Here is a 19662-nt window from a genome sequence, read left to right as displayed (position 1 = left end):
AGGGTCACTCCAAGGCGAGTGGGAGTTCGACGCGGAAGGTGCAGCCCGCGCCGACCGCGGTGGTCAGCGTGACGGTGCCGCCGTGGGCCTGGACGAGGGCCTGCACGATGGCCAGGCCGAGGCCGCTGCCCCGGTCGTCGCCGGCCCGCCGCCGCGAGCGGGCGCTGTCGGCCCGGTAGAAGCGCTCGAAGACCCGCTCGGCCTGCTCGGGCGGGAGTCCGGGCCCCTTGTCGGCGACCTCGAGGAAGAGGGTCTCGTCGCCGGCTCCGACGCGGATGGTGACGGGGGCGCCCTGGTCGGTGTGGACGAGGGCGTTGGTGACCAGGTTGCCGATCACCTGGCGCAGGCGCACCTCGTCGCCGGAGACGATGAGGGCGGCGCCGCCGACGACGTCGAGGGTGATCAGCCGGTCGGGCTGCAGGATGCGGGCGTCGTGGACGGCGTCGGCGGCCAGCGCCAGCATGTCCACCGGCCGCATGCTGAGCGGGCGCTGCTGGTCGACGCGGGCGAGCAGCAGCAGGTCGTCCACGAGCAGGCTCATCCGGCCGGCCGCCTTCTCCACGCGCTGCATGAGCTCGGCGGGGTCGGCGCCGGGGTTCTGCCGGGCGTACTCGGCGAAGCCGCGGATGGAGGTGAGAGGGGTGCGCAGCTCGTGCGAGGCGTCGCCGACGAACTGGCGCATGCGGTCCTCGGAGCGGCGCGCCGCCGCCTCGGAGGCGGAGCGGGCGGCGAAGGCGGCCTCGATCTGCGCCAGCATGCCGTTCAGCGAACGGGCCAGGCGGCCCACCTCGGTGCGCGGGTCGCCGTCGGGCACGCGCCGGCCCAGCTCGCCGGCGGCGATGGCCTCGGCGGTGCGCTCGATCTGGATCAGCGGCCGCATACTGGCCCGCACGCTGGTCACGCCCACGACGGTGAGGATGAGCAGGATGCCGCCGCCGCCGAGCAGCTCGATGAGGCCGAGCCGGCGGGTGATCTCGTCGACCTCCGTCAGGTCGGCGGCCACGACGAACGCGCCGTACGGGGTCTCGGTGTGCAGCACCCGCCACTCGCCCTCGCCGTTGGCGGCCTTCGCGGTGTGGATGCCGGCGCCGGGCACGGGCGGCAGCACCGGCTTGGACTTGAAGTCCACGTCGCGGTCGATCTGGAGCGGCTGGTAGCGGCCGCTCTTGTCGCGCACCAGGACGATCGTGTCGGACTCGATGAGGATCGGCTTGTCGCCGACCCTGCGTCCCTTCTCGCGCCGCTGGTGGTCGTACTCGAGCTTCTTCTGCATGCGGACGGCGACCAGGTTGACCTGGCCGTCCACCCGGTCGAGCAGGTAGCCGTGCAGGACCGAGACGCTGACCAGGCCGATGAAGGTGAGGCCGAGCGCGAGCAGCGCCAGCATCGCGGCGATCAGCTTGATCCTGAGCGGCAGCCGCGCCATCAGGGACTCGGCGGCAGGCGCAGGACGTAGCCGACGCCGCGCAGCGTGTGGATGAGCCGCGGGCTCCGGTTGTCGATCTTGCGGCGGAGCACCGACACGTACGACTCGACGATGCCGACCTCGCCCCTGAAGTCGTAGTCCCAGACGTGGTCGAGGATCTGCGGCTTGGACAGGACCCGGCCCGCGTTGGTCATGAAGTAGCGCAGCAGCTTGAACTCGGTCGGCGAGAGCGGGATCGCGGTGCCGCCACGCCACACCTCGTGGCTCTCCTCGTCGAGCTCGATGTCGGCGAAGGTGAGCCGGGGCGGCGGCGCCGGGCCGTCGCCGGTCGTGCGGCGCAGCACCGCGTGGATGCGGGCCACCACCTCTTCGAGGCTGAACGGCTTGGTCACGTAGTCGTCGCCGCCGAGCGTCAGCCCGCGGATCTTGTCCTCGGTCTCGTCGCGGGCGGTGAGGAACACGACCGGGGTGTGCGTCCCGCCGCCGCGCAGCCGCTGCACGATCTCGAACCCGTCGAGGTCGGGCAGCATGACGTCGAGCACGATGAGGTCCGGCCGGTGCCGTTGCACGGCGGCGACGGCGTCGTGGCCGCTCTTGGCCGTGGTCACGTCGAACCCCGCGAACCTGAGGCTCGCGGCGAGGAGTTCGAGGATGTTGGGGTCGTCCTCGACGATCAGCAGGCGCGCTTCCATCACCTCCAAGGATGCACTCATCGGACGAGTGCTGGGACAAGTGCGGCGATGTGCCGGGCGATCGCCAGGCTCGACGTGGCCGCGGGAGAGGGCGCGTTGCGGACGAGCACCACCCTGCCGTCCACATCCACGGCGAAGTCGTCGACCAGGCGGCCGTCCCTGGTCACGGCCTGCGCGCGCACGCCGCCCTCGGTCCGGCGCAGGTCCTCGGCGGTCAGCTCGGGCACGTAGCGCCGGGCCGCCTTGAGGAAGGCGCGCTTGGCGAGCGAGCCGTAGATCTCCTTCAGGCCGGTGCGCCAGTGCCGGCCCGCCATGCGGACGGTGCCCGGCCAGCCGACGATCCGCCGCAGGTCGCGCACGTCGCGCCGGCGGTAGCCCTCGTAGGCGAGGGCCAGCACGGCGTTCGGCCCGACGAGCACCTCGCCGTCGATGTGCCGGGTCAGGTGGACCCCGAGGAACGGGTAACGCGGGTCGGGCACTGGGTAGATCAGGCCGCGCACCAGGTCGCGGGCGGGTTCGGCGAGCTCGTAGTACTCGCCGCGGAACGGCACGATCCTGATGTCGCCCCGGCGGCCGGTCATCGCGGCGACCGCGTCGGTGCCGAGCCCGGCACAGACCACCAGCCGGTCGAAGGCGAAGCGCCGCCGGCCCGCGATCACCTCCACGCCCGAGGCGGTCTCCCTGATCGCGCGGACCGGGTGCTCCAGCCGTACGGACCCGCCCTGCTCCTCCACGTCGAGCGCGAGGCGGCGGGCGATCGCCGGAAAGTCGGTGATCGCCGTGTGCGGCGAGTGGACGGCGCCGACGCCGACGGCGTGCGGCTCGATCTCGCGCAGGCCGAGCGCGTCGAGCTCGGCGACGCCGGGCACGCCGTTGGCCCGCGCCCGCTCGGCCAGCGCCTTCAGCAGCGGCCGCTCGGCGCGGGTGCTCGCCACGACGAGCTTGCCGACCTCCTCGTACGGCAGCGCGTGCCGGGCGCAGTAGTCTTTGAGCAGCGCCACGCCCTCGCGGCACAGCCGGGCCTTGAGCGACCCGGGCGGGTAGTAGATGCCGGCGTGGACCACACCGCTGTTGTGTCCCGTCTGGTGGGCCGCGACCCGGCTCTCCTTCTCCAGCACGGTCACCTCGGCGCCCCGGACCGTGGCCAGCTCGCGGGCGACCGCCAGGCCGACGATGCCGGCGCCGACGATGCCAATCTTCTCCGTCACGGCGACAGTCTGCCGATTTCCCGCCGTTCCAGGTGCCCTTCCGCACACAGCCACCGCAATGTATCCGAAACGGTGTCTTCCACCGGGCGCAAGGTGACGCCGAGCGCTTCCAGCGCGGGGGTGTCGTCGGTGGGGACCATGGTGAGCATGATGTCGGCGGCGTCGCGGGTCAGCGGGTAGGAGACGGGGACGCCGAGGGCCTTGGCGGCGTCGAGGGCGGTCGCGAGCGCGCGCAGCAGGCCGGGGTGCAGCCGGTACGCGCGGCGCGGGCGGCCGGTCAGGCCGGCGCAGAGCGCGGCCAGCTCCGCCCAGGTCATGAAATGTCCGCCGATGAGGTAGCGGCGTGCGCCCTGTCCGGGCGTGAAGCAGCGCGCCAGCGCCACCGCCAGGTCGCGCACGTCCAGGATGCCGACCCCGCCCGGGACCACCGGCCAGCCGGAGCGCGTCCCCGCCCGGAAACCCTCGTTGAGCGCGTCCAGCCGGGGCTGGCCGGGCCCGAGGAGGCCACCGGGGTAGACGATGGTCACGCCGCCGAGGTCGCGCGCGTGGCGCTCGCCCTCGACCTTCGAGCGGCCGTACGCGTTGCGCGGGGTGGCGAGGGGGCTGCCGGGGGTGATGCGCGGCCCGGCCGGCGGGACGAACACCGCGACCGTGGACACGTGCACGACCGGGTCGAGCCCCAGCTCCACGGCCTGGTCGAGGACGTTGCGCAGGCCGACGACGTTCGAGCCGCGCAGGTCGGCGCCGTGCCCGGTGACGCCCATGTCGGCGGCGGCGTGCAGCACGGCGTCGCAGCCCTTGAGCGCGTCGCGGACGGCGGCGGCGTCGCGGATGTCGGCCTCGTGCAGCGGCCAGCCGGCGCCGGGGGCTCCCGCGCCCGTGAGGGACCGCGCCGCCTTGGCCGGGTCCCGGACGAGGAGGTGCGGCTCGTGCCCGGCCTCGGTCAGGGCGACGGCGGCGTGCGCTCCGACGAACCCGGAGGCACCGGTGACGAGCACGTGCATGCTCGCCAACCTAGCGCTCACTTGGTGAACCTTCAATCGGCGGACGCGGCGCCGAACTGAGCGCCGGCCCCGGCGGTCAGCCGACCTCCTGGAGGACGGCCTGCCGCGCCGCGCGGTGCCGCGCGGCGGCGGCCGGGTCAGTCTCGTCGAGCAGGATTGCGATCCCCTCGTGCGCCTGCGCCTTCTCGAACCGGTAGCCCAGCCTCGGGGCCAGCTCCAGCGCCTCCCGATGCAGCCGCAGCGCCTCCTCCGGCAGGCCCGCGAGCCGGCAGGTCTCGCCGTACCCGTTGAGGAAGCGCAGCTTCCAGTGCTCCTCGAACAGCTCGTCCAGCAGCGCGAAGGCCTCCCGGTGGCTGGCCAGCGCCTCCTCGTAGCGGCCCATCTGCCGCAGCGCGACACCCAGGCAGTTGAGGCACCACGCCTGGTTGTTCAGGTGCCCGTCCTCGCGGGACAGCGCGAGCGCCAGGTGCAGGTGCTCCGTCGCCTCCTCGGGCTCCTCGCCCGCGATGGCCACGCCGAGGATGATCCGGGCGGTCAGCGTGGGCGGCCAGGCGGGGTCGTCGTGCGGGATGCCCAGCACCTCCCGGGCCAGCCGCGCCGCCTCCTCGCGGTGTCCGAGCTGGAGCATCGCCCAGCCCTTCGCCGCCGCCGCGTGGGCGGCGCCCGTCACGCTGCCGGCCTCGTCGTACAGCTCCCCCGCCAGCCGGAAGAGGTCGAGCGGCTCCTCGAAGTGCCCCTCGTCCCAGCTCAGGTAGCCGCGGCGCATGGCCAGCTCGGCCTCCGCGCGAATGTCCCGCGTCCGGGACAGCAGGCGTCCGGCCGCCTCGTACGCGGCGGCGGCCTCCGCCGTCCGGCCCGCGTTGTAGCGCGCGAAGCCCAGGTCGCTGTGCGCCTCGGCCAGGCGGAGCGGATCGCCCAGGCGCTCGGCGGCGGCCAGCGACCGCTCGAACAGGACGTTGAGATGCGTCGTGCCGCAGCGCCGCGCGAAGTACGCCCGCAGGAAGCGCGGCAGCTCGGACACGTGCGCGTCGGCCCCGATCGCGGCCGCCGTCTCGAAGACGCCGATCAGGTTGCCGTACTCCGCGACGAACCAGGCCAGGGCCACGTTCTTGTCCGCGAAGCGCGGCAGCTCGGCCGGGGGCCGGCCCGCGGAGGGCGCCCGGTCGGCCGAGACGAACGGCATCGCGGCGTCGGCGGCGGCCGCCGCGTGCACGTAGTAGTCGAGCACCCGGCCCAGCGCCCGCTCCCGCTCGGCGGCGGTGTCCTGCTCGGCGCCGGCCCGGCGCGCGTGCTGGTGGACCAGGTCGTGCAGCCGGTAGCGGCCGGGGGTCGGCTGCTGGACGAGGTGCGCGTCGAGCAGGTCCTCCAGCATCGCCCGGGCGGTGCGCAGCGGTACGTCGGCCAGCGCCGCCGCGACGTACTCGTCGAAGGACGCCCCGGGCAGCAGGCCGAGCAGCCGGAACAGGCGGCCCTGGGCCCGGTCCAGTTGCCGCACGGACATGGCGAGCGCGGTGTCGAACTCGCTCGCCCCCTCCGCCATGCGCTCGACGAGGATGCCCACGGTCCAGCCCGGCCGGTGCCGCAGCCGGGCCGCGGCCAGGCGCAGGGCCAGCGGCAGACGGCCGCACAGCCGCAGCACCTCGGCGGTGGCCTCCGGGTCGCGGGACAGCCGGCCGCCGGGGCCACCGGAGTCGCCGCTGGCGCGGGCCAGCAGTTCCGCGCTCTCCTCCGGGGTCAGCACGTCCAGCGACACCGGGGGCACCTCCTCCAGGCCCAGCAGCCGGTTGCGGCTCGTGACCAGGGCGACCGAGGGGCCGGCGCCGGGCAGCAGCGGGCGGACCTGGTCGGCGTCGGCGGCGTTGTCGAGGACCACGACGACCCGGCGGCGGGCCAGCTCCGCCCGCCAGCAGGCGGCGAGCTGTTCGAGGCCGTCCTGCGGGACCCGCTCGGACGGGACGTCGAGCGCGCCGAGCAGCATGCGCAGCGCGGAGTCGGGATCGAGCGGCGGCCGGCCCTCGGTGAACCCGTGCAGGTCCACGTAGAGCTGGGCGTCCGGGTAGCGGCCGGTGAGCCGGTGCGCGGCGTGCACCGCCAGGCAGCTCTTGCCCACGCCCGCCATGCCGTCGATCGCGACGATCCGGTGGCTGTCGACGGCGGCGAGGACGGCGGCGAGCTCGGCCTCGCGTCCGGTGAAGTCGGCCACGTCGCGCGGCAGGTCGTTGCGGGGCTGCGGTGGGACGAGGCGGCTGGACTTCGGAGGCGCCGGCAGGGGGTCCGAGGACCGTTCCCACAGGGGGCGCAGCGGACGGGGGTCGCGCTTGACGAGGCGGCAGAGCGCGATCACCGCCGGCCACGGGGGCACGGTCTGGCCGTTGAGATAGCGCGACAGCGACGAGGAGCTGAGGCCGGTGTCCCTGGCCAGGGCCCGGACGCCGAGCCCGGACAGTTTCTGGAGCGCGCGCAACTGGGCGGCCAGCTCCTCCTGCGGGTCAGCCTGTGCCGTCCGCTGTCGCATGTCCACCGCGCTCCGCCCTTCTGTCCCACTCCGGCAGGATTTTCCCGGGCCAGATTGTCGCTGGTCAAGCTCGTGCCAAGTGTCCCACGGTGTCCCACCGCCGTGGTCGCGGCGGGCCCGTTCGGCTGTCATGGAGTCACGCCCCGAACGGAACGGGGCGCCGACCGAGAAGGAGCGACCACCATGCAGTCCCGTATGCAGAACCCCGCCTTCGTCCTGCCCGGCGCGATGCAGCCCATCCAGGAGATCTTCAAGGCCGTGCACTCCGGCGGGGTGGACGGGCAGACGCTGGAGCTGGTGCATCTGCGGGTGAGCCAGATCAACGGGTGCAGCGCCTGCGTCGACGCCGGCGCCAAGACGGCCCGCAAGGCCGGGGTGAGCGACGAGCGGCTGGCCACGGTCGCCGCCTGGCGCGAGGCCCCCTACTTCACCGAGCCCGAGCGGGCCGCCCTGGAACTGGCCGAGGCCGCGACGCGGCTGGCCGACCGGCCGGACCCGGTCAACGACGAGGTGTGGGACCGGGCCGCCACCCACTTCGACGAGAAGCAGCTCGCCGCGATCGTCATGATGATCGGCGTCACCAACCTGTTCAACCGGCTCAACGCGACGACCCGCCAGATCGCCGGCGCGTGGGGCTGACGGGGCTCCGGCCTCGGCCTCGCCACCGCCTCTCCCTAGCATGACGTTGTCCCCATCCAGCCACGTACACCGGAAGGACCCCACCATGGCGAAGAAGACCGACACGACGTCCGAGACGTTCACGGACGAGGAGCGCGCCGCGATGAAGGAGCGCGCCAAGGAGCTGCGGGAGTCCTCGCGCCGCGCGTCCGCCGCCGAGAAGGCGGCGGAGGAGGAGGCCGCCGTGGTCGCGAAGATCGCCGAGATGGAGGACCCGGACGACCGGTTCATGGCCGAGCGGATCCACGCCGTGATCAAGGAGAACGCCCCGCACCTCGCGCCGAAGCTCTGGTACGGCCAGCCCGCGTACGCCCGGGACGGCAAGATCGTCTGCTTCTTCCAGCCCTCGCAGAAGTTCAAGACGAGGTACTCCACGCTCGGCTTCAACGACCCGGCGAAGCTCGACGACGGCACCATGTGGCCGACCGCCTTCGCCCTGACCGAGCTGACCCCCGCCGACGAGGCGCGGATCGGCGAGCTCGTGAAGCGGGCCGCGGGCTGAGGCCCCCAGGGCGACGCCGGGTCGCCTGTCAGGCGACAGGTCGCGGTGACCCGGTCCGGGAACCGCTGAGCACGAGGCCGCCGGAGAGGACGACTGCCGCGGCCGTGGCGCCGTGCACGCCGAACGCGGTCGCGGGCTCTCCGCCGGAGAGCAGCACGATGAGCATGTCGCCGATCGGGGTGAGCGCCGTGGCCAGCATGACCCACCCCAGGACGCGGCGGTTGCCTGTCATCAGGACCGTGAGGATCACCAGTCCGGACGCCAGGTCCCGGGCTCCCTTGACGGCGAGGAATCCCGCGCCCTCGCCGCGCGGCCAGCTCGGTAAGCCGAAGTCGGGCGCCATGGACTGGGGAGCCAGCAGATATCTCACCCCGACGAAGCCGATGAACAGGGCGCCGACGAAGGCCAGAACCGTGCCGATCGTGGTAGGAGACGGCAGTTTCGCGGACATCAGGAATCTCCCTCAGTGCTGGTGGGGGTCAGGACGCCTGGCGGTCGCGGGTCCAGGCAGGGCTGTCGAGGAAGTGGTTGTCGTACAGGTCCTGGGAGGCCAGCAGTTCCTCAAGGGTGGCCTCGCCCCTGCGCAGGCGGTCGAGCAGGCGGAAGTACTCGAAGCGCTGGATGCCCGGGGCGACGACGATGAGCAGGTCGGCGGTGTGGCCGGGGGCGGCGGCGAAGGCGTGGGGCATCAGCGGGGGGACGGCCGCCACGTCGCCCGCCTCCAGGGTCACGATCTCCTCGCCCGCCAGGACGCGGGCCCGGCCCTCCAGGATGTAGAACAGCTCGGTCGAGGTGGCGTGGTGGTGGGGCACGGCGCCGTCCGCGCCTTCGGCCAGCGTCATCCTGATGGTGCTCAGCGCGCCGCCGGTGTCGCTGGAGTCGAGCAGCAGGCGTCCGGTGGCTGTGGGCGAGACGATGGTCTCGGCGTCGATCTCACGGACGACGGCCGTTTCCACGATCATTGACATGTGAGGCTCCCTTCGAGGGCGGAGGACACGAGCCGTTCCGCGTAGGCCCGGTCGACCGGCTCTCCTGTGATCAGTACTCGGTAGTAGAGGGCGCCGGCCAGCTGGTCGAACAGCACCTCGGCGTCCAGGTCGGCGCGCAGCTCCCCGCGCGCGCGGGCCCGCTCGATCAGGGCGATCCCCAGGGCGTTGCGCTCGGCGTACTGCACGCGGGCCAGCTCGCCGATGTCGTCGTGCCTGGCCGCGGCCGCCACGAGCTCGCCGGCGACTCCGGCGGACGGCCCTTCGCGGCCGCCTGCCGCGCGCATGCGGTTGAGCGCGGCGGCGATCTTGTCCAGGTTGTCGACGAGGTCGGCGCGGATGTCGCCGGTCTCGGTGATCTCGTGGTCGGCCTGCAGCCGTGCCACCACCGCGACGGCCAGGTGGTCCTTGGTCGGCCAGCGGCGGTACAGCGTGGTCTTGGCCACGCCCGCCTGCTCGGCCACCTCGTCGATGGACAGGCCCGCGTAGCCGCGCTCGAAGATCAGGGCGGCGGCGGCGCGCAGCACGCGCTCGTCCACCTGCGTGTCCCGCGGGCGTCCGCGAGGTGTCATCGTGTCCTCCAATTCCGCTACCTGGGTAGCGAAATAGAGGCTACAGCCATGGCAGACATTTACGCAACACGAGTTTCGTATTTAGGTGACGGCCGGCTACGGCGCCGCCCCCGGACCGGTCCAATCGAACGTGAGTACGATGGTCCTATGTACCTGCCGCCGGAGTGGCCGGCCGAGGTCCGCCCGCCCAGCGTGCCCGACTGGGAGACCTCGGCGGTGGCCTGGCTCCTCGACGCCGTCCCGCCCGACTACCGCGCGTACGAGGTCCTCAAGCGCCATCCGATCGCCCTGGCCAGGATGGCGATCCACCACGTGAACGCCGACGTCGAAGCCGCCCGGGCCGGATACCGCAGCGCGGCGGTGGACCTCAAGGGCCATCTCCCGCCGCACGCCGTCGAGGCGGTGCTCGACGTCTACCGTGAGGAGGGGCCGCGCCTGGTCCGGCTGGCGCGCGCCATCGCCGTCGTCGAGCAGGCGCTGCGCGGCGACATGTTCACCGCCACGATGCGCCACCACCGCTGACGCCGCTCCGGCGGATCAGCGGGTGCGGCCGATCAGCGGGTGCGGCGGGCGATGTAGGTGATCACGCCGGTCGCCCCCGCGGCGGCGGCCAGCCAGATGAGCACGTCGCGGACCGTTAAGCCGCGCTCCGCGCCGCCGTCCGACGCCTGCGGCCGGGGCGAGGCGGTGCGGGCCGCCCGCTGCGACGCCCGCGCGCTCGGGGTCGCCGACGGCCGCGCCGACGCCTTGACGCCGCGCAGCGCCTCCGCCGGGAGCGGCACCCGGTAGACCGGGCTCGACACCCCCTCGCTGCCCACCAGCACGGACCGGCCGTCGGCCGTGTACGTGATCGACTCGGCCTGGTCGAGCTCCGGCATGGACATCTTGGCGATCATGTCGCCGTTCGGCCGGTAGACGGTGGCCGAGAAGTAGGTGCGGATCACGTACGACGAGCCGTCGGGCGCGTACGCGGCGTCGGTGGCCATCAGCGGCGCGGCGGCCACCTTGCGCAGCACGTTCACCCGGCCGGTGCGCAGCTTGGCCGGGGCGGCGTACACCGATCCGGCGAACTCCTTGGACACCACGTACAGCCGCCCGGTGACCGGGTTGACCATGAGGCCCTCGGCGTTGCGGGCGCCGTCCGCGTAGCGGAACCGGTAGCGGACCGCGGGCAGCGTGGCGTCCCGCAGGGTCTCCGGCTCCGTCACCTTGTAGACCGACACGTCGGGCCACGCGCCGTCGAGGTTGTCGCCGATGTCGGCGAACCAGAGCACCCCGCGCCCGGTCGCCGGGTCCTTGGTGGCGGCCATCGCCTCCCAGTCACGCGCCTGCGCCCCGCTCACGTGGAACGTGGCCCGGGTCCGCCCGTCGCCGTCCACCGCGTAGAAGACCGGCGCGGCGGAGCTGTCGTTGTGCGTGTAGAAGATGCCGTCGTGCGTCGGCGACAGCGCCAGGCCGCTCGACTCGGTGATCCTCTTGTCCTTGAACCGGAACAGCCGCTCCCCCACGTCGTCGGCCGCCGAGCGTGGCCGCCCCGTCGCTCCCGCCGCCGCGGGCGCCGCGAGCCCGCCCAGCACCGCACATGTCACCGCGGCCGTCATGGCCGCGCGTCTCAGGTCCCCCACGCCGCCATCATGCCTCAACCATCACCTTTCCGACCTGAGCGCTGTGCCGGCGGAAACCCGTGCCCTGCAGGACGACCAGGACGAGGTTCGTCACGGCCAGGGACGTCCACAGCCCGGTGATCCCCCAGGTCGCGGCCACCGGCACGGCGGCGAGCACCATGAGCCCGTAGCCGGCGGCGAAGTAGAGCATGCTGGCCGCCGACCTCTTCAGCGCGGTCAGCCCGATGCCCTGCACGGCCTGCGCGCCGTCGGCGGCCGAGGCGAGCAGCATGAGCGGCAGCAGCTCGCCCGCCCGCTCCCGTACGGCGGGGTCGTCGGTGAACGCCGCGAGCACCGGGTCGCGCAGGACCAGCAGCACGAGCGCGCCCACGGCCGTGCCGCCGAGCGCGACCAGCGCCGCGATCCGGTTGGCGCGCCGCGCCCCGGCGGGGTCCTGCGCGCGGGCCACCTCCGGCACCGACGCCTGCGCCACGGACAACGACGCCAGCATGATCAGGCCGGTGAGCGTGCTCAGCACGGCGTGGGCGGCGGCGTCCCGGGCGCTGGTCGTGCTCGCGGCGAAGGTGACGACGCCGAGCCCGCCGAACTTGATCAGCACCGTGGCGGCCAGCGGCAGGCTCACCCGGCCCAGCTCGGCGATCCGGGCGGGCCGGGGCCTGGCCTGGCCGACCCGCACGCCGATGGCGCGCCGCAGGCAGACGTTGGCTACCACCACACCGACCACGCCCGACAGCAGCCAGGCGACGCCCACCCCGGCGAGCCCGAGCCGCGGCACCAGGACGAGCGCGCAGCCGGCCATCACGAAGGTGCCCGCCAGGCTGGACCAGAGCACCTGCCGGCTGCGGCCGAGCGCGACGAGCACGGTGGTGGCGCCGCCGCCGGCGGCGTACACCAGCAGGTAGAGCGCGAGCAGCCAGGGCAGCGGTCCCAGCTCGGCGACCACCTCCGGGGGCACGCCGGTGAGCCGGGCGAGCGGCGGCACCGCGAGCACGGCCAGCGCGCCGGCCGTGCCGACGAGGAGGGTGAGCCAGCGGGCGTCGCGCAGGACGGGGACGGCGCGGGCGGGCTCGTCGCGGTGGGGCGCGACGAACGGGGCGAGGCCGCGCAGGGCGCCGACGACGGCGGCGGAGGCGGGGTTGAGCACGGCGGTCATGACCGCGAAGGCCGCCAGCGTGACCGTGGCGTGCCGGCCGAGCACCGAGGTGACGACGAGGGTGCCGAGCATTCCGGTCACCATCGACAGGAAAAGGGGGATCGCCGATTTGATGATCCCCGCACCCACCCGCGTCACCCTACTAGCCTGGAGTGCGCTCCAGGTATTTAGCCTGAGACGTATGGATTATGTGAACCTCGGACGTAGCGGGCTCAAGGTCAGCCCGCTCTGCCTCGGTACCATGAACTTCGGTCCCGCGACCAGCGAGGAGGACTCCTTCGCGATCATGGACCGGGCTCACGAGCTGGGCATCAACTTCTTCGACACGGCCAACGTGTACGGGTGGAAGAAGGGCGAGGGGGTCACCGAGCGGATCATCGGCAACTGGTTCGCCAAGGGCGGCGGGCGCCGGGAGAAGACGGTCATCGCGACCAAGCTCTACGGCTCGATGGGCGACTGGCCCAACGACGACAAGCTCTCCGCGCTCAACATCCGCCGCGCCTGCGACGCCTCGCTCAAGCGCCTGCAGACCGACTACATCGACGTCTACCAGGCCCACCACGTCGACCGGGACACCCCGTTCGAGGAGTTCTGGGAGGCCATGGAGATCCTGCGCCAGCAGGGCAAGATCCTCTACGTCGGGTCGTCCAACTTCGCGGGCTGGCACATCGCCAAGGCCCAGGAGACCGCGGCCCGCCGTGGCACGCTCGGCCTGGTCAGCGAGCAGAGCCACTACAACCTGCTCACCCGCGCGGTCGAGCTGGAGGTGCTGCCGGCCTGCGAGGACTACGGCCTCGGCGTCATCCCGTGGAGCCCGCTCGGCGGCGGGCTGCTCGGCGGCGTGCTCCGCAAGATCGACAAGGGCCGCTCGGCCAGCGACCACATGGTCAAGCAGCTGGAGAAGCACCGCGACGCGATCGAGCAGTACGAGAAGTTCTGCGACGAGCTGGGCGAGGAGCCGGCGAACGTGGCGCTGGCCTGGCTGCTGACCCGGCCCGCGGTCACCGCGCCGATCATCGGCCCGCGCACGATCGAGCAGCTCGACGGCAGCCTGCGGACTCTGGAGATCAAGCTGGACGAGCAGGCGCTGGCGCGGCTGGACGAGCTGTTCCCCGGCCACCGCACCGCGCCGGAGGACTACGCCTGGTAGACCGGACAGCCCGCGGCGGGCGGACCCCGCCGCGGTACGGGGGCGCGCGTCAGCGGAGCAGGGCGCCGATCACGACGATCAGCAGGAGGAGGCCGAGCACGGCCGGCAGCAGCCAGGAACGAGGACGATCCACGTCTTGGAGCCTAATCGGGTCGCGAGGGTGCCAGCGCCCACTCCCCCAGTGACTCGTACCTCACCTGGGGCCCGGTGTGGCTGCGCACCAGGCGGACCGCCTCGGCCCGCCAGGGCGACCCGCTGAAGCCCGACAGCGACTCGACGAGCGGGCGGAGATCCGTCTCCGCCCGCGACCGGGCCAGCGTGAGGTGCGGGTGGAAGCGCTTGTCGTCCACCTGCGCCGCCCCGGCCCGGCGGGCGCCGGCCCGCACCGAGTCGGCCAGCCGGTGCATGGGGTCGCCGGAGACGGCCGCCCAGAACACCCGGGCCCGCCGTACGGACGAGAACGCCCCGAACCCGGTGAAGGCCAGGTCCAGGGCGTGGTGGCGGTGGACGGCGCGGGCGAGGCGCGTCTCCAGCTCGGGCAGGACCGCCTCGGGCACCTCGCCGAAGAAGCCCAGCGTGATGTGCCAGGTGGCGCGGTCCGGCCAGCGCAGCCCGGGCACCTCGCCGACGTGCGGCGCGATCGCGCGTTCGAGCTCGTCGAGCGCCTCGGCGGGCGGCACCACGGCCGCGAAGAGCCTCATGCCATCCGATTGTGCCCCGCGCCCCCGGGCCGGACCCGCGCCCTCGGGCGGGACGGTCAGGCGGTGGCCGGCACGGTCCGGCGTACCCGGGCCCCGATCAGCCGCGTCACGAGCAGCGCCAGGCCGGTGCCCGCGAGCGCGAGCACACCGGAGAGCATCACGCCGGCCCGGGGACCGCCGAGGTCGGACAGCCAGCCCACCAGGGTGGCGCCCAGCGGCGCGCCGCCGGTGAAGACCAGCATGTAGATGCCCATGACCCGGCCGCGCATCTCCGGCGAGGAGGCGAGCTGGACGCTGGCGTTGGCGGCCGTGTTGACCGTGATGAGCGCGACGCCCGTGGGGACGAGCAGCAGCAGGTACAGCGGGTAGAACGGCGCGAGCCCGGTGGCGACCTGGAACAGGCCGAACCCGATCGCGCCCGCCATCAGCACCTTGCGCGACGGCCGTGAGCGCCGGGCGGCGAGCAGCGCGCCGCCGAGCGCGCCGACCGCGAACATGCTGGACGCCAGGCCGAACGAGGACGCCCCCGCGGCGAAGACCTCGCGCGCCATGAGCGCGATCGACATCGAGAACGCCTGCGAGAACATCGACACGAACCCGATCAGCAGCACCGGCATGAGGAGCTCCTCGCGCTCCATCACGTACCGCAGTCCCTCGCGGAGCTGGCCCTTGGCCCTCGGCACCGGCTCCGACAGGTGCAGCTCCGACTTGCGCATGAAGACCAGGCTGGAGATCACACCGGCGAAGGTCAGCGCGTTGATGAGGAACAGCGGGCCCGTGCCGCCCAGCACGTAGATCAGCACACCGGCGATGGCCGGGCCGACCACGCGGGCCAGGTTGAAGGAGGAGCTGTTGAGCGCGATCGCGTTGGACAGGTCGCGCCGGCCGACCATCTCGACGACGAACGCCTGCCGGGTCGGCACCTCCACGCAGGAGATCACGCCGAGCGTGAACGCCATCACGTACACGTGCCACACCTCGGCGGAGCCCGTCACCGTGAGCAGGCCGAGGGTGAGCGCGAGCAGGGCCATCAGCGACTGGGCGACGATGAGGATGGGCCGCTTGGGGTAGCGGTCGGCCAGCACGCCGCCGAAGAGGCCGAAGAAGAGCATGGGGAGGAACTGCAGGGCGGTCGCCGTTCCCAGCGCCGCCGCGCTGCCGTGGGTGAGCTCCAGGACCAGCCAGTCCTGGGCCGTGCGCTGCAGCCAGCCGCCGACGTTGGAGACGGCGCCACCGGCCACGAACATGCGGTAGTTGCGATTCCTGAGCGACCGGAACATTCCGGTCCCGGGTTGTTCAGGCTCTATATCCTGCTGAGCTTCTCCAGGATCGGTGCCGCCTGCCTGAGGATCGACCTCTCCTCGGGTGTCAGCTCCTTCAGCCGCTGCGTCAGCCACGCCTCCTTGCGGCGTCGCTCCTCCTTCAGCAGCTTCTGGGCGGGTTCGGTCACGGTCACGGTCACCTGGCGCCGGTCGGTCGGGTGCGGCGTGCGTGAGACCAGTCCGCGCTCCTCGAGCGCGGCGATCACGCGCGTCATCGAGGGGGGCTGCACCTTCTCCAGCTCGGCGAGCTCGCCGGGCGTGATCCCAGAGTGTCGCTCCACGGCGGCGAGGGTCGCGAACTGGGTGGGTGTCAGGGTGTGCGCCGCCGCCTGCCGGCGCAGTCGTCGGGTCAGTCGAGCGAGCGACACGCGCAGGGCCGATGCCAAGCCCGCGTCGCTGCGCAGATCTGCTTGCTGCTGGGTTTTGGTTACCACGTCTCATTACCTTTGCTAACTATAGGGCAAACCAAGATATTTCCCAAACTCACGAGTTGTCTCACCCCTTGATACACCGAGGCCGCCCCTCTTGCGAGGGGCGGCCTCATGGCTGGTCAGCTCGGCAAATCGTACGTCCTCAGACCCCCAGCAGCGCCCGGATCGGGCCGAGCGCGAAGTAGAGCACGAACATGGCCGACACGACCCACATGAGGGGGTGGATCTCCCTGGCCTTGCCCCGCACGACCTTGATCAGCACGTAGCTGATGAAGCCCGCGCCGACGCCGTTCGAGATCGAGTACGTGAACGGCATGACGACGATCGTGAGAAAGGCGGGGATGGCCACCTCGTAGTCGGAGAAGTCGATCTCGCGGACCGACGTCATCATGAGGAAGCCCACCACGACCAGGGCCGGGGTGGCGGCCTCGTAGGGGACGACCTCGACGAGCGGGGCGAAGAAGATCGCCACCAGGAAGAGCGCGCCGGTGACGACGCTGGCCAGGCCGGTCCGGGCGCCCTCGCCGACGCCCGCGGCCGACTCGATGTAGGTGGTGTTGGACGACACCGAACCGGCGCCGCCCGCCGCCGCGCCGAGCGAGTCGACGAGCAGGATCTCGCGGGTGCGGGGCAGCACGCCGTCCTCGCCGACCAGTCCGGCCTGCCGGCCCACGCCGACCATCGTGCCCATCGTGTCGAAGAAGTCGGTGATGAGCAGGGTGAAGACGAGCAGCGCGACGAGCAGCGCCGAGACGCGGCTGAACGCGCCGAACGGGTCGAACTCGGTGAAGAGCGTGAGCGGGTTGTGGAAGTCGAAGAGCTTCCGCGGCATGGCGGGCACGTTGAGCTGCCAGCCGCCCGGGTTCTCGGCCGAGGCCGGCCCCGCCTTGGCCAGCGCCTCCACGATCACGGCCAGCACGGTCGTGCCGACGATGCCGATGAGGATCGCGCCCTTGACCCTGCGGGCCACCAGCGCCGCCGTCGCGAGCAGGCCCACCACGAACACGAGGATCGGCCACGAGGTCAGCGCGCCCCCGATGCCCATCTCCAGCGGCGGTCCCGCGGCGACCCGGCGCACGAAGCCCGCGTCCACGAAGCCGATCAACGCGATGAACAGGCCGATGCCCACGCTGATGGCCGTCTTGAGCTGCGCCGGGATCGCGTTGAAGACGGCCACGCGGAAGCCGGTCAGCACGAGAACGGCGATGATGACGCCTTCGAGGAAGACCAGGCCCATGGCCTCCTCCCAGCTCATCACCCGGGCGATGTTGAAGGTGACGAAGGTGTTCAGCCCGAGCCCGGCCGCCATGGCGAACGGCACGCGGCCCACGACGCCCATGAGGATCGTCATGACGCCCGCGACGAACGCCGTCCCGGCCGCGACGAGCGCCACGTTCGGCGCCGACCCGTCGCCGATGAACTGCTTCTCGACGTCCTGGCCGTTGGCGATGATGATCGGGTTGAGCACGACGATGTAGGCCATCGTGAAGAAGGTGGCCAGCCCGCCCCGCACCTCGCGGGAGACGGTCGAGCCTCGTGCGGAGATTGCGAAGAATCTGTCAATAGCGGTAGTTCTGTCACTCACGCGCGAAGAGTGACAGCAGTCGCGTTCCGGTAAAAGTGCTGGTGATCGGATCGAGACCGGATTGGAAGCTAGGCTGGACCCGTGAAGCAGGAGTGGCACCCCGACCCCGAGCCGATCGAGACCAACGACACCGCGACCGTCGCCGTGGGCACCGGCCTGTGGGCGCTGGCGCTCGTCGTCCTCCTCGTGCTGCGTCCCGATCCGGCCCACATGTGGTGGGTCTGGACGTGCGTCGCCGGCGTCGTCCTCGGCCTGATGGGGCTCTGGTACGTCCACCGGCGGGCCTCCCGGGGCTGACATCCGCGGGCTCCCGGGCTGACATTCGTCATGTCCCGGCCCTCCCCGAAGTCACCCCGAAGAGCTGTTTCCCGGCACTACCTGGGCGAGATCGACAAGACCATGCTGATGGGCATGAAGAAGACCGCCCTCGTCTCCGCCCTCTGCCTGACCGCCCTCGCCGGATGCGCGGGCCCGACCGGGGCCGCCACCGGCTCGACCACCGCGCGAACCACCGCGGGGGCCTCCACGGGGACCTCCACGGGGATTTCCGCCGGGAGCTCCGCGGGGGCCTCCGCGACGGCTCCGGGGGCCGCGCAGGGCAGCGGCGCGATCGCCTGGAAGACCTGCACCGGCCTCACGGGCCCCGACGGCAAGCCCGCCGCCGCCGACCCGGCCCTCCAGTGCGGCACGCTCGCCGTGCCCCTCGACTACTCCAGGCCCGGCGGCGAGCGGATCAACCTGGCGCTGATCCGGGTCAAGGCCACCGGCGACCGGATCGGCTCCCTCGTCTTCAACTTCGGCGGCCCCGGCGGCTCCGGCGTCGACACGCTCGCCATGGCCGCCCGCGCGTTCGCCGCCCTCGGCACCCGCTACGACCTGGTCAGCTTCGACCCGCGCGGCGTCGAGCGCAGCGCCGGCGTCCGCTGCGGCGGTGACGTGGAGACCATCCTCGCCGCGGTCGACGGCGCGGGCGGCGACAAGGCGATCCGCAAGTACGTGGCCGCGTGCGAGAAGGACTCGGGCAAGGTGCTGCCGCACGTCGGCACGGTCGACGCCGCCCGCGACATGGACCGGATCCGCGCCGCGCTCGGCGACGCCAAGCTCAACTACTTCGGCCTGTCGTACGGCACGCAGCTCGGCGCCGTCTACGCCACCCACTTCCCCAAGAACACCGGCCGGTTCGTGCTGGACGCCGCCTACGACCCCAGCGGCACGTTCGCCGACCGGGCCGTCATCCAGGCGACCGGGTTCGCGACGTCCTTCGCCGCCTTCGCCAAGGACTGCGTCGCCCAGGGCTGCGACCTCGGCCAGGACCCCGCGGCGGTGAAGAAGACCGTCGAGACGTTCGTGGACGGCCTGCGGGACAAGCCGCTCAAGGTCGGCAAGCGTACGCTCACGCACGCGCTGGGCCAGCTCGGCGTCATCACCCCGCTGTACGCCAAGGCCACGTGGCCGGCGCTGGAGCAGGCCGTCGCCGCCGCCGTGAAGGGCGACGGCGCCATGCTCCTCGCCCTGGCCGACACCTACACCGGACGCCGCGCCGACGGCACGTACGCCACCATGCTCACCAGCATGCAGGCGATCAGCTGCGCGGACACGTCCGAGCGGCCCACCCCCGCCCAGGCCGCCGCGGTCAACCGCAAGATCAAGAAGATCTTCCCCGTCCTGGCCATGAGCGGGACGGTCCCGCCCTGCGCCCACTGGCCGGTGCCGGGTGACAACCGGGCCAAGCGGATCGACGCCACGGGCTCGGCGCCCATCATGGTGGTCGGCGCCAAGGGTGACCCGGCCACGCCGTACCGGTGGGCGGTCAGCCTGACGGCCCGGCTCAAGACGGGCACGCTGCTCACGTACGAGGGCGAGGGGCACGGCGCCTACCTCAGCGGCAGCGCCTGCGTCGCGCAGCACGTCAACACGTACCTGCTGACGGGCAAGCTCCCGGCCCGCGACACGACCTGCCCCGCCGCCTGACCTCCCGGCTCTCCCGTCGGCCGATGAGCGCATACCGCGCTCATCGGCCGATACGCGTGTGTCTGTGGTCGACTGCCCCGATGAACAAGATCACAGGGGCGCGCCGGCGGTTCCTGCCGTGGGTCTCGCCGTGGCCGCCGT

At 72.6% G+C, this 19662-nt stretch carries 20 protein-coding genes; 6 read left to right on the top strand and 14 right to left on the bottom strand.

All coding sequences use genetic code 11. The features are described 5' to 3' along the window. Nucleotides 1-4 precede the first annotated feature (4 nt). The 5 genes from HD595_RS20800 to HD595_RS20780 are packed head-to-tail and all read right to left on the bottom strand — an operon-like array spanning nt 5 to nt 6845. Nucleotides 5-1426, bottom strand: a complete 1422-nt coding sequence (locus tag HD595_RS20800; RefSeq protein ID WP_253771456.1) for a sensor histidine kinase — start codon at nt 1424-1426, stop codon at nt 5-7. Next, on the bottom strand, nt 1426-2118 hold the full coding sequence (locus HD595_RS20795) for a response regulator transcription factor (protein WP_253771454.1): 693 nt from the start codon (nt 2116-2118) through the stop codon (nt 1426-1428). Before HD595_RS20795 ends, HD595_RS20800 begins: the two co-directional genes overlap by 1 nt. A gap of 17 nt (nt 2119-2135) precedes the next feature. Continuing rightward, nucleotides 2136-3326, bottom strand: a complete 1191-nt coding sequence (gene lhgO, locus HD595_RS20790; protein ID WP_253771452.1) for an L-2-hydroxyglutarate oxidase — start codon at nt 3324-3326, stop codon at nt 2136-2138. Continuing rightward, nucleotides 3323-4351, bottom strand: coding sequence for an NAD-dependent epimerase/dehydratase family protein (locus tag HD595_RS20785; RefSeq protein ID WP_253771450.1), 1029 nt, complete (start codon nt 4349-4351; stop codon nt 3323-3325). The genes lhgO and HD595_RS20785 overlap by 4 nt, the downstream gene beginning before the upstream one ends. 55 nt (nt 4352-4406) lie before the next feature. Continuing rightward, the gene (locus HD595_RS20780) at nt 4407-6845 is read right to left on the bottom strand and encodes an XRE family transcriptional regulator (RefSeq protein ID WP_253771448.1); all 2439 of its coding nucleotides are present in this window, start codon (nt 6843-6845) and stop codon (nt 4407-4409) included. A 183-nt stretch (nt 6846-7028) separates the two neighbouring features. Between HD595_RS20780 and HD595_RS20775 the strand changes: the two genes are divergently transcribed. Both HD595_RS20775 and HD595_RS20770 read left to right on the top strand, forming a co-directional pair. Then, nucleotides 7029-7484: a carboxymuconolactone decarboxylase family protein gene (locus HD595_RS20775; RefSeq protein WP_253771446.1), complete on the top strand. Its 456-nt coding sequence runs from the start codon at nt 7029-7031 to the stop codon at nt 7482-7484. Nucleotides 7485-7569: 85 nt separating this feature from the next. Next, entirely contained in the window at nt 7570-8025 is a 456-nt protein-coding gene (locus HD595_RS20770; protein WP_253771445.1) for an iron chaperone, read from the top strand. Between the two features lie 28 nt (nt 8026-8053). On the opposite strand, the gene HD595_RS20765 is transcribed toward HD595_RS20770, so the two are convergent. Genes HD595_RS20765 through HD595_RS20755 form a run of 3 tightly spaced genes read right to left on the bottom strand, consistent with a single transcriptional unit; the run spans nt 8054 to nt 9583 of the window. Beyond that, the gene (locus HD595_RS20765) at nt 8054-8476 is read right to left on the bottom strand and encodes a DUF4267 domain-containing protein (RefSeq protein WP_253771443.1); all 423 of its coding nucleotides are present in this window, start codon (nt 8474-8476) and stop codon (nt 8054-8056) included. A gap of 28 nt (nt 8477-8504) precedes the next feature. Continuing rightward, the gene (locus HD595_RS20760; RefSeq protein WP_253771441.1) at nt 8505-8993 is read right to left on the bottom strand and encodes a cupin domain-containing protein; all 489 of its coding nucleotides are present in this window, start codon (nt 8991-8993) and stop codon (nt 8505-8507) included. Continuing rightward, nucleotides 8984-9583 (bottom strand): TetR/AcrR family transcriptional regulator, encoded by a 600-nt coding sequence (locus tag HD595_RS20755; protein WP_253771439.1) that lies wholly within the window; start codon nt 9581-9583, stop codon nt 8984-8986. The genes HD595_RS20760 and HD595_RS20755 overlap by 10 nt, the downstream gene beginning before the upstream one ends. Nucleotides 9584-9730: 147 nt before the next feature. On the opposite strand from HD595_RS20755, the gene HD595_RS20750 reads away from it, so the two are divergent. Further along, the gene (locus HD595_RS20750) at nt 9731-10105 is read left to right on the top strand and encodes a hypothetical protein (RefSeq protein WP_253771437.1); all 375 of its coding nucleotides are present in this window, start codon (nt 9731-9733) and stop codon (nt 10103-10105) included. A gap of 32 nt (nt 10106-10137) precedes the next feature. Here HD595_RS20750 and HD595_RS20745 read toward each other — a convergent pair whose 3' ends face one another. After that, nucleotides 10138-11208: a hypothetical protein gene (locus HD595_RS20745; protein ID WP_253771435.1), complete on the bottom strand. Its 1071-nt coding sequence runs from the start codon at nt 11206-11208 to the stop codon at nt 10138-10140. Nucleotides 11209-11215: 7 nt separating this feature from the next. Then, on the bottom strand, nt 11216-12490 hold the full coding sequence (locus tag HD595_RS20740; protein ID WP_253771433.1) for an MATE family efflux transporter: 1275 nt from the start codon (nt 12488-12490) through the stop codon (nt 11216-11218). A 52-nt stretch (nt 12491-12542) separates the two neighbouring features. Between HD595_RS20740 and HD595_RS20735 the strand changes: the two genes are divergently transcribed. Beyond that, complete coding sequence (locus HD595_RS20735) at nt 12543-13511, top strand: aldo/keto reductase (RefSeq protein ID WP_253771431.1); 969 nt, start codon at nt 12543-12545, stop codon at nt 13509-13511. Between the two features lie 143 nt (nt 13512-13654). On the opposite strand, the gene thpR is transcribed toward HD595_RS20735, so the two are convergent. From thpR to HD595_RS20715, 4 genes are all read right to left on the bottom strand, one after another. Next, complete coding sequence (gene thpR / locus HD595_RS20730) at nt 13655-14212, bottom strand: RNA 2',3'-cyclic phosphodiesterase (protein WP_253771429.1); 558 nt, start codon at nt 14210-14212, stop codon at nt 13655-13657. Nucleotides 14213-14268: 56 nt separating this feature from the next. Beyond that, nucleotides 14269-15492: an MFS transporter gene (locus HD595_RS20725; protein ID WP_253771427.1), complete on the bottom strand. Its 1224-nt coding sequence runs from the start codon at nt 15490-15492 to the stop codon at nt 14269-14271. A 23-nt stretch (nt 15493-15515) separates the two neighbouring features. Beyond that, nucleotides 15516-15968 (bottom strand): MarR family winged helix-turn-helix transcriptional regulator, encoded by a 453-nt coding sequence (locus HD595_RS20720; RefSeq protein ID WP_175594878.1) that lies wholly within the window; start codon nt 15966-15968, stop codon nt 15516-15518. Nucleotides 15969-16107: 139 nt separating this feature from the next. Continuing rightward, nucleotides 16108-17550 (bottom strand): NCS2 family permease, encoded by a 1443-nt coding sequence (locus HD595_RS20715; RefSeq protein ID WP_253771425.1) that lies wholly within the window; start codon nt 17548-17550, stop codon nt 16108-16110. Between the two features lie 81 nt (nt 17551-17631). Here HD595_RS20715 and HD595_RS20710 point away from each other — a divergent pair, with 81 nt between their 5' ends. Together HD595_RS20710 and HD595_RS20705 are read left to right on the top strand one after the other, a co-directional pair. After that, nucleotides 17632-17847 carry a DUF2530 domain-containing protein gene (locus HD595_RS20710; protein ID WP_253771423.1) on the top strand — a complete coding sequence of 72 codons (216 nt, stop codon included), beginning with the start codon at nt 17632-17634 and terminating at the stop codon, nt 17845-17847. A 114-nt stretch (nt 17848-17961) separates the two neighbouring features. Next, complete coding sequence (locus HD595_RS20705) at nt 17962-19521, top strand: alpha/beta hydrolase (RefSeq protein ID WP_253771420.1); 1560 nt, start codon at nt 17962-17964, stop codon at nt 19519-19521. The last annotated feature ends 141 nt before the right edge of the window (nt 19522-19662 follow it).

The organism is Nonomuraea roseoviolacea subsp. carminata, from assembly GCF_024172185.1.
Lineage (GTDB): Bacteria > Actinomycetota > Actinomycetes > Streptosporangiales > Streptosporangiaceae > Nonomuraea > Nonomuraea roseoviolacea.
The sequence above is the reverse complement of the archived record's forward strand: the minus strand, read 5'-3'. Positions and strand labels throughout refer to the sequence as shown.

Bases quoted from the DNA above. Each gene is read 5' to 3' on its own strand.
- HD595_RS20735 (WP_253771431.1), top strand. From the start codon at position 12,543: ATGGATTATGTGAACCTCGGACGTAGCGGGCTCAAGGTCAGCCCGCTC.
- HD595_RS20775 (WP_253771446.1), top strand. From the start codon at position 7,029: ATGCAGTCCCGTATGCAGAACCCCGCCTTCGTCCTGCCCGGCGCGATG.
- HD595_RS20755 (WP_253771439.1), bottom strand. From the start codon at position 9,583: ATGACACCTCGCGGACGCCCGCGGGACACGCAGGTGGACGAGCGCGTG.
- thpR (WP_253771429.1), bottom strand. From the start codon at position 14,212: ATGAGGCTCTTCGCGGCCGTGGTGCCGCCCGCCGAGGCGCTCGACGAG.
- HD595_RS20770 (WP_253771445.1), top strand. From the start codon at position 7,570: ATGGCGAAGAAGACCGACACGACGTCCGAGACGTTCACGGACGAGGAG.
- HD595_RS20780 (WP_253771448.1), bottom strand. From the start codon at position 6,845: ATGCGACAGCGGACGGCACAGGCTGACCCGCAGGAGGAGCTGGCCGCC.
- HD595_RS20750 (WP_253771437.1), top strand. From the start codon at position 9,731: ATGTACCTGCCGCCGGAGTGGCCGGCCGAGGTCCGCCCGCCCAGCGTG.
- HD595_RS20705 (WP_253771420.1), top strand. From the start codon at position 17,962: ATGAAGAAGACCGCCCTCGTCTCCGCCCTCTGCCTGACCGCCCTCGCC.
- HD595_RS20800 (WP_253771456.1), bottom strand. From the start codon at position 1,426: ATGGCGCGGCTGCCGCTCAGGATCAAGCTGATCGCCGCGATGCTGGCG.
- HD595_RS20795 (WP_253771454.1), bottom strand. From the start codon at position 2,118: ATGGAAGCGCGCCTGCTGATCGTCGAGGACGACCCCAACATCCTCGAA.
- HD595_RS20725 (WP_253771427.1), bottom strand. From the start codon at position 15,492: ATGTTCCGGTCGCTCAGGAATCGCAACTACCGCATGTTCGTGGCCGGT.
- HD595_RS20765 (WP_253771443.1), bottom strand. From the start codon at position 8,476: ATGTCCGCGAAACTGCCGTCTCCTACCACGATCGGCACGGTTCTGGCC.
- HD595_RS20760 (WP_253771441.1), bottom strand. From the start codon at position 8,993: ATGTCAATGATCGTGGAAACGGCCGTCGTCCGTGAGATCGACGCCGAG.